Source organism: Phyllobacterium sp. YR620, from assembly GCF_900104165.1.
GTDB lineage: Bacteria > Pseudomonadota > Alphaproteobacteria > Rhizobiales > Rhizobiaceae > Phyllobacterium > Phyllobacterium pellucidum.
The window spans coordinates 919,371-934,588 of record NZ_FNJP01000002.1 but is presented as its reverse complement, the minus strand read 5'-3'; the positions used below and the strand labels follow the sequence as shown (position 1 = coordinate 934,588).

Annotated in this window: 16 protein-coding genes and 1 tRNA gene; 10 read left to right on the top strand and 7 right to left on the bottom strand. The window is 57.7% G+C overall.

What is annotated here, in order from left to right:
- Nucleotides 1–2: 2 nt before the first annotated feature.
- From BLR72_RS11490 to BLR72_RS11480, 3 genes are read right to left on the bottom strand one after another with little or no spacing between them, the layout of a single operon-like run.
- Nucleotides 3–1,847 (bottom strand): glycosyltransferase family 2 protein, encoded by a 1,845-nt coding sequence (locus BLR72_RS11490; RefSeq protein ID WP_091948425.1) that lies wholly within the window; start codon nucleotides 1,845–1,847, stop codon nucleotides 3–5.
- On the bottom strand, nucleotides 1,844–2,830 hold the full coding sequence (gene galE, locus BLR72_RS11485; RefSeq protein WP_091948423.1) for a UDP-glucose 4-epimerase GalE: 987 nt from the start codon (nucleotides 2,828–2,830) through the stop codon (nucleotides 1,844–1,846). Before galE ends, BLR72_RS11490 begins: the two co-directional genes overlap by 4 nt.
- The gene (locus BLR72_RS11480) at nucleotides 2,830–3,843 is read right to left on the bottom strand and encodes a UDP-glucuronic acid decarboxylase family protein (RefSeq protein ID WP_091948420.1); all 1,014 of its coding nucleotides are present in this window, start codon (nucleotides 3,841–3,843) and stop codon (nucleotides 2,830–2,832) included. The genes galE and BLR72_RS11480 overlap by 1 nt, the downstream gene beginning before the upstream one ends.
- Before the next feature lie 650 nt (nucleotides 3,844–4,493).
- Here BLR72_RS11480 and BLR72_RS11475 point away from each other — a divergent pair.
- The gene (locus BLR72_RS11475) at nucleotides 4,494–5,630 is read left to right on the top strand and encodes a helix-turn-helix domain-containing protein (RefSeq protein ID WP_091948417.1); all 1,137 of its coding nucleotides are present in this window, start codon (nucleotides 4,494–4,496) and stop codon (nucleotides 5,628–5,630) included.
- Nucleotides 5,631–6,123: 493 nt separating this feature from the next.
- Here BLR72_RS11475 and BLR72_RS11470 read toward each other — a convergent pair.
- Nucleotides 6,124–6,208 (bottom strand) — tRNA-Leu (locus BLR72_RS11470).
- 246 nt (nucleotides 6,209–6,454) lie between these two features.
- On the opposite strand from BLR72_RS11470, the gene BLR72_RS11465 reads away from it, so the two are divergent.
- Complete coding sequence (locus tag BLR72_RS11465; protein ID WP_091948414.1) at nucleotides 6,455–7,045, top strand: YqaA family protein; 591 nt, start codon at nucleotides 6,455–6,457, stop codon at nucleotides 7,043–7,045.
- 21 nt (nucleotides 7,046–7,066) lie between these two features.
- The gene (locus BLR72_RS11460) at nucleotides 7,067–7,585 is read left to right on the top strand and encodes a disulfide bond formation protein B (RefSeq protein ID WP_244506675.1); all 519 of its coding nucleotides are present in this window, start codon (nucleotides 7,067–7,069) and stop codon (nucleotides 7,583–7,585) included.
- Between the two features lie 99 nt (nucleotides 7,586–7,684).
- Here BLR72_RS11460 and BLR72_RS11455 read toward each other — a convergent pair whose 3' ends face one another.
- Nucleotides 7,685–8,242: an HNH endonuclease gene (locus BLR72_RS11455; protein WP_027231363.1), complete on the bottom strand. Its 558-nt coding sequence runs from the start codon at nucleotides 8,240–8,242 to the stop codon at nucleotides 7,685–7,687.
- A 108-nt stretch (nucleotides 8,243–8,350) separates the two neighbouring features.
- Nucleotides 8,351–8,995 (bottom strand): DNA-3-methyladenine glycosylase family protein, encoded by a 645-nt coding sequence (locus BLR72_RS11450; RefSeq protein ID WP_091948408.1) that lies wholly within the window; start codon nucleotides 8,993–8,995, stop codon nucleotides 8,351–8,353.
- 76 nt (nucleotides 8,996–9,071) lie between these two features.
- Between BLR72_RS11450 and gluQRS the strand changes: the two genes are divergently transcribed.
- Together gluQRS and BLR72_RS11440 are read left to right on the top strand one after the other, a co-directional pair.
- A complete protein-coding gene (gluQRS, locus tag BLR72_RS11445; protein ID WP_091948678.1) occupies nucleotides 9,072–9,935 on the top strand; it encodes a tRNA glutamyl-Q(34) synthetase GluQRS in 864 nt (287 codons plus the stop codon).
- A 64-nt stretch (nucleotides 9,936–9,999) separates the two neighbouring features.
- Nucleotides 10,000–10,884: a DMT family transporter gene (locus BLR72_RS11440; RefSeq protein ID WP_091948405.1), complete on the top strand. Its 885-nt coding sequence runs from the start codon at nucleotides 10,000–10,002 to the stop codon at nucleotides 10,882–10,884.
- Here BLR72_RS11440 and BLR72_RS11435 read toward each other — a convergent pair.
- Nucleotides 10,851–11,705, bottom strand: coding sequence for a YihY/virulence factor BrkB family protein (locus BLR72_RS11435; protein WP_027231359.1), 855 nt, complete (start codon nucleotides 11,703–11,705; stop codon nucleotides 10,851–10,853). The two genes, BLR72_RS11440 and BLR72_RS11435, sit on opposite strands and share 34 nt — an antisense overlap.
- A gap of 106 nt (nucleotides 11,706–11,811) precedes the next feature.
- Here BLR72_RS11435 and BLR72_RS11430 point away from each other — a divergent pair, with 106 nt between their 5' ends.
- From BLR72_RS11430 to BLR72_RS11410, 5 genes are all read left to right on the top strand, one after another.
- On the top strand, nucleotides 11,812–12,645 hold the full coding sequence (locus tag BLR72_RS11430; RefSeq protein WP_091948675.1) for an SDR family oxidoreductase: 834 nt from the start codon (nucleotides 11,812–11,814) through the stop codon (nucleotides 12,643–12,645).
- 43 nt (nucleotides 12,646–12,688) lie between these two features.
- Nucleotides 12,689–12,886 carry a twin transmembrane helix small protein gene (locus BLR72_RS11425; protein WP_027231357.1) on the top strand — a complete coding sequence of 66 codons (198 nt, stop codon included), beginning with the start codon at nucleotides 12,689–12,691 and terminating at the stop codon, nucleotides 12,884–12,886.
- 9 nt (nucleotides 12,887–12,895) lie between these two features.
- A complete protein-coding gene (locus BLR72_RS11420; protein ID WP_091948402.1) occupies nucleotides 12,896–13,474 on the top strand; it encodes a cob(I)yrinic acid a,c-diamide adenosyltransferase in 579 nt (192 codons plus the stop codon).
- Nucleotides 13,475–13,497: 23 nt separating this feature from the next.
- The gene (locus BLR72_RS11415; RefSeq protein WP_091948399.1) at nucleotides 13,498–14,259 is read left to right on the top strand and encodes a rhomboid family intramembrane serine protease; all 762 of its coding nucleotides are present in this window, start codon (nucleotides 13,498–13,500) and stop codon (nucleotides 14,257–14,259) included.
- Nucleotides 14,260–14,463: 204 nt separating this feature from the next.
- Nucleotides 14,464–15,213: an electron transfer flavoprotein subunit beta/FixA family protein gene (locus BLR72_RS11410; RefSeq protein WP_091948396.1), complete on the top strand. Its 750-nt coding sequence runs from the start codon at nucleotides 14,464–14,466 to the stop codon at nucleotides 15,211–15,213.
- The last annotated feature ends 5 nt before the right edge of the window (nucleotides 15,214–15,218 follow it).

Genomic DNA, 15,218 nt, shown 5'->3' with positions numbered 1-15,218 from the left:
TTTTACTGCATTGAAATGTTGGGAGCGTTGGTGCGCCAGCGTGGATTGAATATTGTCCTATGAACATCGCGACCACCGATGCCCGCGCCAGCAACCGAAAAGCGGTCCTCGAACAAGGTAAAGCTTCGGGTTCCCCATGCGAGCGCCTCAATTCCGTCCCGGCCTCGCTCGGCCGTTGCAAGGGTCGGCAGAGCTACAAGAGCGAGCAAGCTGGCTGCAAGCGCTGGGCGATAGATCCGAGTGCGGTAGCGAACCGTGTTTTCACGGGCATGCTGGAGAACGATAACGAACAGGAGGAGTGCATAAATCGCAGCGTTAATGATGGCGAAAACATAGAAGCCGCGGCTGCTGTCGCTGGCGTCTGGGATAAGCAGCACCGGCAGGATCGAGACAATCGCCAAGAAACCGTAGGGTGCGAGGACTCGGAACGGGAGGGGATCCACTTCCGACGCCCCCTTCGGTGTGACGCGGAAGTCCACAAATGAGCCCGTTGCCCAATCGCGCAACGCGGCGAGCGTTCCAGCCATCGCCCACGGCCAGCGGGCGAACAAAAACAGCGTCATCTCGACACTCAGTATTTTCGCATCATGCGTGCGGAATGTGCCAGAGGCGCGCCAGCGATAGGCCAGAACGATCAGTATGATCGCCTGGGGTAGAAAATGACGCATGAAATCGGGATAAGTTACGGCAACAAAGCTGTCACCCGCAACCAGCGCAGCGATGGGCAAGACGAACATCAGCGCCATGAAGAGAGAAAACAGCGGGTACCAAAATTGCGAAAACAGAAACTGAAATTTCAGTCGTGGCGACAAATTGCCGACTAGTTTGGGCGAATACTGCAGCAGGATCATCACCAAACTGCGCGACCATTGAAACTCCTGCGTGATGAGGTCGGCAAAAGTACGCGGTCCGTCACCATGTGCGATGGCGTCGAGTGCGTGCGCGCCGCGCCACCCGTGGGCATTCATCATCAAAGTCGTAGAATGATCTTCCGCCAATTCCGGTCCAAGACCACCAATTTCCTTTAATGCCGCTGTGCGAACCGCATAGTGCGACCCGATGCAAAGCGGCGCCAGACCGTTGTTATAGCCGGCCTGCAAAGATCCGTGCATGCTCGCTTCGGCATAGAGACGTCCGCGCGCTGACCAGCTTTCATGGGCATTGCGATCGCAAATGCTGGGTGCGGAGACATAGCCAACGGACGGATCAGCGAAGGGACGCAGCATCTGAAATAGATAGTCAGGTTCTGGCACATGGTCCGCATCAAGCTGTACTACAAAATCGTAAACATCGTAGCCATAATGGTCGTAGAAAAAGGCTAGATTACCTTCTTTGCAGCGCGTACGACGCGGCCAAGATTGGCGGTGGTAGTCTGCACGTCCTTTGCGCGTGGAGACGAAGACACCATGTTTTTCACACCAATCTAGAGTTGCCGAAGAAGGGTCTTCATCGGCAAGCCATGTGTGGTGCGGTAAGTCCTGGGCCAACATGGCGCGCAAGGTCTCGGCAACGATCTCGAAAGGTTCCGACGGCGCCTTTGTTACCACCATGGCAACACAGCTCCCCGCTGGAAGTCGCAACGGGCCGCTTGGACGACGGGCGCGGAAAAAAAGAACGATGAAATAGGCCGGCAACAACGTCACCCAAGCTAGGATGGCCGTAACCAGGATGGAGCCCGCAAGATTCACATGGTTGGCAGGTTCAAGCCACCAGCGCCAAAAGTAGAACAGCGCCGCGACCCATAGTGCTGCGCCGAGCAGGTATTCCACGCGCCGCCAGCCGGTGAAAACCGGCACCATCAAAGGTCCGTCGTCGGCAACGCCGTTTTTGGCGAGGCGTTTGGTCATGTTCTGACCTCCAGCCCGAAAAAAGGAGCTGCGGTACGAATGATCGTATCGAGATCGGAATAAAGTGCCTGAAAGCCAAGCTTAGCCGCTGCAAGTGCTGGATCAGCAAAAAGGACCGGAGGGTCGCCGGCACGGCGATCGCGCATTTTGACGGGCACGTTACGACCTGTCAGGCGACCAATCGCATCGAGAATCTCTTTGATTGATGTGCCACGTCCTGTACCCAAGTTGACAGCCATATTCTCGCCGCCGTTGACGAGGTGCTCGACCGCCAGTACATGTGCCCGCGCCAGATCGGCAACATGTATGTAATCGCGGATGCAGGTGCCATCCGGCGTGTTGTAATCGTTGCCGTAGATTTCCAGAAATTCGATGCTGCCCGCGGCAGCCATCATGGCCCGCGGAATCAGGTGCGTTTCGGGATCGTGGCTTTCGCCGATTTCGCCGTCAATGTCCGCTCCGGATGCATTGAAATAACGTAGCGCCACATAACCTAGATCATAAGCAGCAGAATAATCGCCAAGCATTTGCTCCGCGATCAGTTTGGTGCGACCGTACGGGTTTATCGGGCGTTGCTCCTCGCCTTCGCGGATTGGCAGTTGATGTGGGATGCCATACGTTGCGCAACTCGACGAAAAGATGACATTGCGCGCTCCAGCGAGCCGGCAAGCTTCCAGCAGCGATTGAGTTCCTGTGACATTGTTGCGATAGTATTTAGCAGGTTGCTCGACGGACTCTCCGACATAGGCCGAGGCGGCGAAATGGATCACAGCGACCGGATTGTGATCCTCGACCACCTTAATCAGCCGTGGAGTGTCGAGAATGTCGCCTTCAACAAATGTTCCCCAACGCACGGATGCGAGATGCCCAGTCGAGAGATTGTCATAGACGACAGGCCGATACCCCTGCTTTGACAAGAGCTTGGCCGTGTGACTTCCAATAAAGCCCGCTCCGCCGACAACGATTACGTTCTGTCCATTCATTATGCCACCTCAGCGAGTTTCCCATCGGGCCTCGCGAGCTGTCGTTCGAAGTAAGCTATCGTGGATTTCAAGCCGTCCGCCAGCGCAATGCGGGGTGCCCAACCGAGTTCTCGTTCTGCCAGCGTAATATCGGGCCGACGTTGGCGCGGATCATCTGTAGGCAGTGGGTGATTGACGATCTTCGATGGCGAGCCTGTCAACGTGATGATCTGCTCGGCCAGTTCGCGCACGGTGAATTCACAAGGATTGCCGATGTTGATAGGGGTGTGAATGGCTCGCGGACTGTACATGAGCCGATGAAATCCTAGGATCAGGTCATCGACATAGCAGAAGGACCGGGTCTGCGATCCCTCGCCATAAATGGTAATATCTTCGCCTTTAAGTGCCTGCACAATGAAGTTTGAAACAACCCGGCCGTCATCGGGACGCATGCGGGGTCCGTAGGTGTTAAATATGCGCACGATGCGAATATCGACGCCGTATTGCTTGTGAAAGTCGTAGAAAAGTGTTTCGGCGGAACGCTTGCCTTCGTCATAGCAGGAGCGCGGACCGAACGAATTCACATTGCCCCAATAGTTTTCAGGCTGGGGATGGACATGCGGATCGCCATAGACCTCCGAGGTGGATGCCTGGAAAATGCGCGCCCGATACCGTGCGGCCAACTCGAGAAGATTGAGTGAACCGATCACATTTGTCTTCATGGTATGGATCGGATCGGCCTGATAGTGCGGCGGCGAGGCTGGACAGGCGAGATTATAGATTTCGCTTACAGGCAGATCGATCGGATCAACGATGTCATGGCGGACATAACTGAAGGTGTCAAAGCGCAGCAGATGACGCACATTTTCCATCCGCCCTGTAGAAAAATTGTCCAAGCAGACTACTGTCCTGCCTTCGCCCAAAAGTAGTTCACAAAGGTGAGATCCAAGAAACCCCGCGCCGCCTGCAACAAGAACGCGCGGCTTTGAAGCGTCGTCGGAACGAAAGTTAGACGAATTGAAGACAATGCTCACAGAACTCTCCCACCTATAACAACCATATTTGCGTTAATGCTTGCGAAGGAAGAAGGCGTACGAAAATCACTGAAAACTAACAGAGATGTTACGATTTTTTCCTGAAGCGAATTCATCCCTTCTAATACGGTCCCCCTTGCTGCGTTGCGATATCCAGTTGTCCGGAAAACTATTCAAAACGTCCATTTCTGCAGGATCATCTGCAGACGCACCGCCACGGCATCAGTCAAATCAACTGGTCACATCACCTGAAGGTTTTTTGAATAAAGGCTGGAAGCATGCTAACGCGCAGGTCAGAACCAAAGTAATTGTCTGCATGTCCCAAAATTCAGTTTTCGTCCGACTGCGTGGGCAATGGGAGAGCATACGTTGTGCTACAAAATGCACAGCTTCTACGGGGGAATGTCAGCCTTCATACAGGGGAGGGATCAGAAGTAAGACGGCGGGGCGGCATGCTTCTACTAAATTTGCTCATGCTTTAAACCCGCAATATTCTTGAATTCATCGTTTGTCTGCATGATATGCAAGCGGTTGCGGGGCATTCATTGCAGTTCTTAACTTTGCAGGATTGGCAGATGTCCGAAACGGTTCTGCGATGCGGAATAACGCGAATGTAGGGTGGGCGGTTTGGACACCGGCTGGGAGTATTAATGTCCGATAAAGACTATGACTATCGTTCAAACCCGGCCGCCACAGAACGCCGTCGTTGGCCGCGCGTGTCGCAAGATCCCCTTGGTGAGGGTAAGGCGGTAAAGACCGCCTTAGTTCCGCTGCGTTTCGCGTCAGAGGAGCTTCCACCACACAAACAGTTTCAAGCCTGGCAAGAGCACATGGCGGTGTTGTCGGAAACACGTTTGCCGGACGACGTCGATCCCAAGGACGGTTTTATTGTAAAGCAGACCGTTTGGCATTTGGACGGTATGTTGTTTGTACAACAAACCGCTCCGGCTTTCAGTTATGAACGCTCGCCAAACATGGTGCGGTTCAGTCCAATTGATCATTGGCAGATCACGCTTCTCCGTGCCGGTCGCACTTGGACCGGTATGGATGGACGGGTTGCCCAAAATGAGCCAGGTAGGATAGAAGTTCGCTCGCTCGGGCACCCGTTCAGTGGTCGGGCGATAGCGACAGATTCCCTCAGTTTGATTGTTCCGGTCGACCTGTTTGCTGATCGAGGTGGTTTGACCACCGCAAGCCACAACGTAGTCTTGGGTGGACACCGGGCCAAATTGTTGATCGATCATCTATCCAGCGTTGAAGCCAATCTCGAGCACTTCGCGCAGGAGGATGTTCCGGGGATCAAAGATCGTTTGCGGGAAATGATTTTCGATACGATTACGCCTTTGGTGGATCGTGATGGCGTTAACGATCAGATTTCACAGTTGGGATTGATGACGCGGGCGAGACGATTCATTTTGAGCAATCTTGCCTCGCCGGCCCTGACGCCGGATGCTCTCGGCCGGGAATTGGCGATCTCAAGGACCCGCCTTTATGAACTTTTCGAAACGTCCGGTGGCGTAGCGAACTATATTCGTCGCCGGCGCCTGTCAGCAGCTCACGCAATGTTGGCGGATCCTTCAGATCCCCGAAAAATCGCCGAAGTTGGTTTGGCAATCGGTTTCGATTCGGCAGCGAACTTCAGTCGCGCTTTTACGCAGCAGTTTGGGTATAGCCCGAGCAACATACAAAAGCGTAGCTTCGGCGATCATAAGCGACCGGATATGCCGCGGGATGGGACGCCAAAGGTCACATTTGAAACCTTGCTGCGAACCCTCGGACTCTCTTGACGTGCAATCGACATTTAAACAGGGTTGGCGAAGGTCGGCATTTTCTTCGTCACTTTTGCTCATGTCTTCCTATGAGTGCGCTCTACTCGTCCGCTGCGACGGTCCTCGATAAGGATGGCATATTGGTTCGGGTTGTTCTGCCGCATAATCCAAGGTGCACCGAGCGCCGATCATGCGTCCATTCTCGTGGATCGGCTTTGCCCTCCAAGTCGTAAAAAAGTGAACCAACCATCTGAATGGCATCTAGGCGGATCAAGCAAGTATCGGCGGAAGCATTGTCGATCTGCATGTTGACAGGCCAAACAAGCTGGCTTCCCGCGTCCTGGCTTCGATAGGTGCGCCATGTGATCTTACCATCGACCACTGCGCAAAAATCGTGGCTTAACTGGTCAAGGAATGCTATTGACAGGTGGGGACACAATCCGCGAAAAACCGAGCATTTACTAATTATTATGTGGGAGAAGTCGTAGATGGACGGGTGTGGATGGGTCTCTGGTGCCCCCTGCCGGAATCGAACCAGCACTCCTCTCGGAACCTGATTTTGAGTCAGGCGCGTCTACCAATTCCGCCAAGGGGGCCGCAAAAGCGTCGGGTGCGGCGAACCGCACCGTCCAAAGCCAAATACATGCTGGAGCGGCCCGCGGTCAACACCATTCCGCCAATTTCTCGCGATAACGCACTCGTGTGTTGCCGGTCGCGCAGGCCATAAGTAGAGGCGAAGCAGCCTGGCTGGCAAAAATCGACTGCAGCGATTCCATTTGGGTGAAGTTTGCTCTAAGGATCACCGACTTTCTCGAACAACTTCCCCGGACAGGAACCCCCATATGCTTCGCAAACTCTATGATTGGACGATGTCGCTCGCCGCGCGCAAATCCGCGGAAGTCTGGCTCGCCATCATCGCCTTCGTGGAGAGTTCCGTCTTCCTCGTTCCAGCCGACGTGCTCTATCTTCCCATGGCGCTGGCACGGCCGGAGCGAGCCTATCGTTACGCGCTCGTGGCGACGGTCGCCTCGGTGCTCGGCGGCATTGCCGGCTGGCTTCTCGGCTATTACGCCTATGAGACACTGGCAAAACCCATTCTCGAAATGTACGGCAAGCTCGATGCTTTCGAGGCGCTGCGCGGCTCGACCAGCGCCGATGCGATCCTCCTGCTGCTCATCACCTCCGGCCTTGCGCATCTGCCACCGATCAAGGTGGTAACGATCCTCTCCGGCGCTGCCGCGATCAACATCTGGGTATTCATCGCATCGGCAATTCTTGCACGCGGGGCGCGGTTCTTCTTCCTCGCCTGGCTCCTGCGCCGCTACGGCGAACCGATCCGCCATTTCATCGAAAAGCGACTCGGCCTCATCGCCGGTGCAGCCGCCGCGGTGCTGATTTTGCTCTACGCCGTATTCCACTATTATCATCTATAGTTCGAGGACGCTTCGCGCATCATGACAATGGCAACGGCACCCGCGATGAATTCGACGCATTTCCGGACCGCTTTGTTCCTTCTCGCCGCAATGATTGTGACGGTCGGGTCGGCGCTGGCCTTCCAGTATGTGGGCGGCTACCTGCCCTGCAAGCTCTGCCTCGAGCAGCGGTATCCCTACTATGCCGGCATTCCGCTCATGGCGCTTGCCGTCGTCGCCTCTCTCCTGCGCTGGCCGTCAGGCCTGACACGGCTGCTGATCGCATTGGGGGGCATCCTCATGTTGGTCGGCCTTGGCCTTGCGATCTTCCATGCAGGCGTCGAGTGGAAGTTCTGGGCGGGGCCGACGGATTGCACCGCGGTCGCAATGTCTATCACCACCGATGCCGGCAATCTGCTAAGTGACCTCAACGCGGTCCATCCACCGGCATGCGACACTGCGGCCCTGCGCGTGCTCGGCCTGTCATTTGCCGGCTGGAACGCCATCGCCAGCCTCATTCTGGTTGTCGTGGCGTTTCGTGGAGCGATGAGGCGGGGTTAAGCCCTTGGTAACCTGCTGAGCATTTGAGTCACCCCCGGCAATGCAGAGAGCTCAGCAAAAAATGGCATAGCGCGGCGCAGGGACCGACGGCCGGAACCCTCAAGGCTCCAGTTCGACATCCCAGTAGAGATAATCCATCCAGCTGTCGTGCAGGTGGTTTGGCGGGAAGAGCCGTCCATTGTTGTGAAGGTCGTGCACTGTCGGCTGGAATGGCTTCTGCCGCGGCCACATTTTGGCGCGGTCTGGCATCAGCCCGCCCTTGCGAAGGTTGCACGGCGAACAGGCGGCGACGACATTTTCCCAGATCGTCTCACCACCGGCGCAACGCGGGATCACGTGGTCGAAGGTCAGGTCTTCTTCCGAACCGCAATACTGGCACTCGAACCGGTCGCGCAGGAAGACGTTGAACCGGGTGAAGGCAGGGTTGCGCGACGGCTTGATGTAGGTCTTCAGCGAAACGACGCTCGGCAGCCGCATGGCGAAGGAAGGCGACGACACCTCGTGCTCATACTCGGCGACGATGTTCACACGGTCGAGAAACACCGCCTTGATCGCGTCCTGCCATGACCAGAGCGACAAGGGATAGTAACTGAGCGGACGATAATCCGCATTGAGCACCAGTGCCGGCAACCCGTCCGGCGAGACGGCTATTGTCAAGGAATCAACTCCAATCCAACCATCAGGCCCTATTATTGTAAGCTGGACGTGACAAGAATGTGAAGCGAATTGCTCGCTTATGCAGCGAAAAACGCCGCTATATCAAATTCATGCGATTGGTGTGCCGTCGCGGCCACGCGTCGCGGCATAATAGGCCCAGAAAAGCCGGGCCGCCACCCCGCGCCAGGGCGACCATCTTTCGGCAAAACGCTGCAGCGCCTTGGAATCGGGCCGGGCTGATTCGCTGTAGGCGTGGGCATAGGCATGCTGAAGGGCAACATCGCCGGACGGAAACACATCCGCATGCCCGGCCGAGAACAGGAGGTAGACCTCCGCCGTCCACGGCCCCACGCCCTTGATGCGCGTCATCAGTGCCATGGCCTCCTCTATCGGCCGCTCGCAAAGATCGAGAAGGTCGAGGTCCCCGGCAATGATCGCCTCGCTGATCCGCGCGAGGGTCTCCTGCTTGGCGCGTGAAAGGCCGGCTGCGCGCCACGCCTGCTCGCCGGCCGCAAGGTAGTTTTGCGGCGTCAGCGGATCGATGAGCCCTATGAGCCACGACCAAATCGATGCGGCGCTCGCCTTGGAAACCTGTTGCGAAACGATGACCGAAGCAAGGCTGGCAAAGCCGGGCTCGGAGCGTCGCAGCGGCAAAGGCCCAGCCCGTTCCGCAACTGCCGCCAGCTCGGGGTGAGCCTTGAGCAATGCCGTCAGGCCTTCGGCCACGTCATCGAGCGTATCTATCCTGCGCATGTCGTCACTTTGAATCGTCGGGAAAACACAGTATCAACCCGCGCATATGGTCACGCAAGGACACCAGTTCACGCTCATGACACTTCCTGTCTTTCGCTTCGCGCCTAGCCCCAATGGATACCTGCATCTCGGACATGCCTATTCGGCACTTCTCAACCAAAAGATGGCGCGCGAAAGCGGCGGCCGCCTGCTCCTGCGCGTGGAAGACATCGACCGCGAGCGCTGTTCGCCGGAACTCGAAGCGGCCATGCTCGAGGACCTGCGCTGGCTTGGCATCACCTTCGAGGAGCCCGTGCGCCGCCAGTCGGAGCATTTCCCGGTCTACCAGCAAGCGTTGCAGCGGTTGACCGACATGGGTCTCGTCTATCCGGCGTTTCTCAGCCGCGGTGAAGTCAGGCGGATCGCCGAAACGATTGGAGGCGGCATTGAGCATTGGCCGCACGATCCGGACGGCGCATTGCTCTATCCGCCCCATGACCGGAAGCTTTCGCGGGACGAACGTACTTGTCGCATCGACGACGGCTCGCCCTACGCGCTTCGCCTCGACATGGAGCGGGCGCTGGCGGCGATTCCGGCTCCGCTAAGCTGGCACGAAGAAGGCGCTGGCGAAAGCAGTGTCGAAGCACGGCCGCAGGATTGGGGCGATGTCATCATTGCCCGCAAGGATGTACCTACGAGCTACCATCTGTCGGTCGTCATCGATGATGCCGCGCAGGGAGTAACCCATGTCGTGCGCGGCAGGGATCTCTTCCAGAGCACCAGCGTCCATAGGATCCTGCAACATTTGCTGGAGATTGAGCCGCCGGTCTACCACCATCATGCACTAATACTTGACCGTGACGGCGAGAAACTGTCGAAAAGCCGCAGGGACACGTCCTTGCGGGAATTGCGCCAAGCGGGAGTGACGGGTCAGCAGATTTTCGCCATGGTCGGCCTCTGACCTTTCGCTACGCATCGTTCGGGTATAAACAGCCCTGCCATCCTCGTTCCGCCGGTCTCCCGACATGCCCGTTCGTCTTTTCCCTGCACTTTTCGTTCTGCTCTGGGCCACAGGCTTCATTGGCGCGCGTTATGCGATGCCCTATATGGAGCCGTTCCTGTTCCTGACGCTGCGGTTTCTTATTGCTGGCACGATCCTCGGGGTCTGGGTCGCGCTCACGGGCAATGCATGGCCGGGCAGGCGCGGGGCGATGCATGCGATCATTGCCGGTTGTCTCATCCACGGCGTCTATCTCGGCGCCGTATTCTGGGCGATCCACCAGGGCCTGCCCGCCGGCATGTCGGCGCTGGTCGTCGGCCTGCAGCCGCTCATCACCGCGATGATTGCCGGTGTTGCCCTTGGCGAGACTATCCAGCCTCGCCATTGGGCCGGTCTGGCCATCGGCTTCGCCGGCGTCGCCATGGTGCTCTGGCCGAAGCTCTCGATCGCGGCGGACGGGATCACGCCCGCCACCGTTACCGCGTCGATCGTCTCGGTTATCGCCATCAGCGCCGGCACCGTATGGCAAAAGCGCTTCGTCGGCGCGATCGACCTGAAGGCAGGGACGGCTCTGCAATATTTCGGTGCCGCGGTGCTGATGGGGTTGCTATCCCTGGTCCTTGAAACACATCAAGTCACCTGGGCAGCCCCGCTTGCCTTTGCGATGTTCTGGCTGGTCTTCGTGCTTTCGATCGGTGCCGTGCTGCTTCTTATGATCCTGATCAAGCAAGGCGCCGTTTCCAAGGTCGCTTCGTTGTTCTATCTCGTGCCGGGCGTCACCGCGCTCATGGCCTATGTATTGTTCGGAGAAACGCTAACACATTTTCAGCTTATCGGCATGGCGATTGCCACGCTCGGAGTGGCGCTGTCGACGGGTCAGAGACGTTCCGCTGCCTTGCCTTCGCGGTAGCGGATGATCGCCGCATTGACCTCAGCGCCGATGATGAAGATCGCGGCGATGATATAGAGGAAGACGATAGCGACCATGATCGAGGCAAGACCCGCATAGGTCGTCACATAGGAGGCGAAGGTCTCGAGATAGCTTGCGAAAATGGTCGCGCCGACCGTCCAGGCGATAAGCGTGATGAGAATGCCCGGCAGGATGTCGACGAACCGCCTCTGCCCGGCTGGCAGCCAGAGGTGCACGACGAGGAGACCGACGACAAGAACCGCCGTAGCAATGACATAGCGCCAGAAGACAATCGTACCCGATACGAGCACAAGTTCCGGTATCCAGCGTGTTGCAATGCGCAGAGCGAGCGGTGCAAGCACGAGCAGGAAACTGATCGCCATGATGCCGATCGTCGCGACCATGACGAAACCGAGACTTTGCAGCCGGCAGAAAATGATCGAGCGCGTGTCGATGACGCGGTAGGCGCGGTTGAGGGCAACGCGCAGCGCTTCGATGCCGTTGGAGGCGAAATAGGCCGCCGCGATAACGCTGACCGTGAGCAGTCCGCCGCGCTGCACGTTGAGGACGTTGCGGACCTCCTGCGCTATCGGCCTTGCGATGACATCGGGCCAGGTATCGAAGATGACGTGCACGGCCGTATCGGTGAAGGCGCTGGCGCCAAGAAAGCTTGCAAGCGACGTCGCAAAAATAAGGAACGGGAACAGCGCCAGGATGCCGGAAAGGGCGACATGGCTGGCAAGCGCCCAACCGTCATCGGTCAGGAAATGCCCCAGCGCATCGGCGACCACACGCCGGAGAAACCCAAACACTTTACGCATCGGCGATGATTGCCCCCTGTGAAGCCCAAGATTGCAAGGCGCGGTCGAATATGTGAAGTCTTTTCTTGTCTTGGATCAAACGAACAATTTGAAAACATTCAGCAACATGGCCGATTCCAGAACGATTCTCCTTACCGGATGTTCCAGCGGCATCGGTGCGCATTGCGCAAGGGCGCTGAAGGCCGACGGATGGACCGTGTTCGCAACCGCGAGGCAACCGGCCGAGATCGAAGCCCTCGATGCAGCCGGCCTCACCGGCCTCTACCTCGACTACCGGGAACCGCAATCGATCGCCGCCACCGTCGATGCGGTGTTTTCCCGCACGGGCGGAAAGCTCGACGCCCTGTTCAACAACGGCGCCTATTCGCTGCCCGGCGCGGTGGAGGATTTGCCCATTGCCGCCTTGCGCGAACAGTTCGACGCCAATTTCTTCGGCTGGCACGAATTGACGCAAATGGTGGTTCCCGCCATGCGCCGACAGGGACACGGACGGATCATCCATTGCTCCTCCATCCTCGGCTTGTTGCCGATGAAGTGGCGCGGCGCCTATGTCGCCTCGAAGTTTGCCGTCGAGGGCCTCATGCTCGTGCAGCGCATGGAGCTTGCGGGATCCGGCATCGAGGTGTCCCTCATCGAGCCGGGGCCTATTGCAACACGGTTTCCCTTGAATGCGCTCAAGCAATTCGAGACGCATATCGATGCGGAAAAATCGGTGCATCGCGATGACTACCGCAAACTCGTAAGCAGGCTCGGAGGTGGCGGAACCAAATCCCGCTTCAAGCTTGGTCCGGACGCAGTTTATACGGTGCTCAAGGACGCCTTGGAAAATCCACGCCCGAGGCCGCATTATATCGTCACTCGCCCGGCAAAAATTAGCGCATTCGCAAGCAGATTTCTCAGCGCACGTGCGCTATACGCCATGCTTGCACGCCAATCATAATGAGATCAGCCTATAGTCTGGCCGGTCTGAAAGGAAATGCATCATGGATATCATCTTCAAGTTTCTGGCGGTCGTTGCCATTGCGGCGGTCACGATCGTTCTTCTCATCGGACTGCGCAACATGATGAAGGGAGGCGATGCCAACTTCTCCAACAAGATGATGCAACTGCGCATCTTCCTGCAGTTGATCGCCATCATCCTCATCGTCGGCGCACTCTATTTCCATCGTGCGGCAGGCTAGGTTTCACAAATGGTCAAGCTCAACAAGATCTACACGCGCACGGGCGACGACGGCAGCACGGGTCTTGGCAGTGGCGAGCGGCGCTTGAAGCATGACCTTCGCGTGGAAGCCTACGGTACCGTCGACGAAGCGAATTCCTGCATCGGGCTTGCACGCATCCACACGGGCACCTTCCCGGAGCTTGATGCAATGCTCGCACGCATCCAAAACGATCTGTTCGATCTCGGCGCCGACCTTTCAACGCCCGATACCGGCGAGACACTTGCCTACGAGCCGCTACGCATCATCGACAGTCAGGTCCAGCGCGTCGAGGCAGATATAGACGCGCTCAACGCCAACCTTGCACCCCTGCGGTCCTTTGTGCTTCCCGGCGGATCGCCGGCATCGGCGGCACTTCACCTGGCGCGCACCGTGGCCCGGCGCGCCGAGCGTCACATGGTAGCGCTGTCGCGGAAACCGGACGAAACCGTGACACCGGCGGCGCTCAAATACATCAACCGCGTTTCCGACTTTCTCTTCGTCGCCGCACGGGTCGTCAATGACAATGGCGCGAAGGACGTGCTATGGCTCCCCGGGCATAATCGCTGAGTGCGGAGGGGATAGAGGCGCCGATGTTCATTCCACTGCATGACGCCAACAGCCTCAAATACATCAAGCTCCAATATGTCACGTTGACCCTGATCGGCATCAATGTCCTGGTTTTCGCGGTGATGAGCGTTGCCGGCGACGTATCGCAAGCCGCCGCGATCGGCCTAGGTTACATCCCCGCCGTCATCCACCATCTGGTCAACCTCCCGGCGAATTACGATTTCGTGCCGCCGGATGCGACCTACATCACATATGCCTTCCTGCACGCCGATATCGTCCACCTCGGTGGCAACATGCTGTTCCTCTGGGTGTTCGGCGACAATGTCGAGGACGCCCTTGGACATGTGAAGTTCCTGATCTTCTATCTTCTCTGTGCGGCGGCGGGTGCGTTTCTGCACGGCGTCATTCTGCCTGCCTCGGAAATGCCGCTCATTGGCGCATCGGGGGCAATCGCGGGCATTGTTGCGGCCTATCTGCTGCTCCACCCGCGCGTTCGCGTCTGGGTATTGGCCTTCGGGCGAATCCCGTTGCGCATCCCCGCTATCTACCCGCTCGCGCTGTGGGTGGCGACGCAATTTCTCATGTTGGGGCTCGGCGGCGCTGAACAGGTTTCCTGGCCGGCCCATGTCGGTGGCATCGTTGCGGGTGCGCTTCTGATCATCATCATGAAGCGCCGCGGCGTGCCGCTTTTCGACAGGGCGATTGTCTCTCCAAAGGCAGTCATAACCGAAAAGGCGCCCGAGCAGGCAACCTCAAATGTGCCGCCGGTCCGGTGGGGGCGTTAGCACCCGAGACATGAGATTTATTCAATCGTTTGAACTTAAAAATCGCCCGCCGCACCGATTGACCTTTACTTCCCTCATATTTACGGTCCGGCGCAATTCCGGCACCTGACGTGTCGTTTTTTTCACCTCAATGTCGGCATCCGGCAAGCGGGTACTATATTGAGGCAGTTAAATCTGCCTTTCTTTTTTGAAGAGGGAGTCCCCATGAAAGTCCTCGTACCGGTAAAGCGGGTAGTCGATTACAACGTGAAGATCAGGGTGAAGGGCGACGGTTCGGGCGTTGAGCTTGCCAACGTCAAGATGTCGATGAACCCGTTCGACGAAATCGCGGTCGAGGAAGCGTTGCGGCTGAAGGAAGCCGGCAAGGTCGAGGAAATCGTCGTTGTCTCCATCGGGCCGGCGCAGGCACAGGAGACGATCCGTACCGCGCTCGCCATGGGCGCCGATCGCGGCATCCTCGTCAAGGTCGAAGACATTGTCGAGCCGCTTGCCGTTGCCAAGATCCTGAAGGGTGTCGTCGAGGCCGAACAGCCCAAGCTCGTCATCCTCGGCAAGCAGGCCATAGATGATGATGCCAACCAGACCGGCCAGATGCTTTCCGCGCTGCTCGGCTGGAGCCAGGGTACCTTCGCCTCCAAGCTTGAACTCGGCAGCGACGGCGCCAAGGTGACCCGCGAAGTCGATGGCGGCCTGCAGACCATTGAAATCAAGCTGCCGGCGATCGTGACCACGGACCTGCGCCTGAACCAGCCGCGCTATGCCTCGCTCCCGAACATCATGAAGGCGAAGAAGAAGCCGCTCGACGAGAAGTCCGCCGCCGACTACGGCGTCGACACCAAGCCCCGCCTCAAGGTCATCAAGACCGAGGAACCGGGCGGCCGCAAGGCCGGCGTCAAGGTCAAGGACGTCGCTGAACTCGTCTCCAGGCTGAAGAACGAAGCCGGCGTTCTCTGATATTT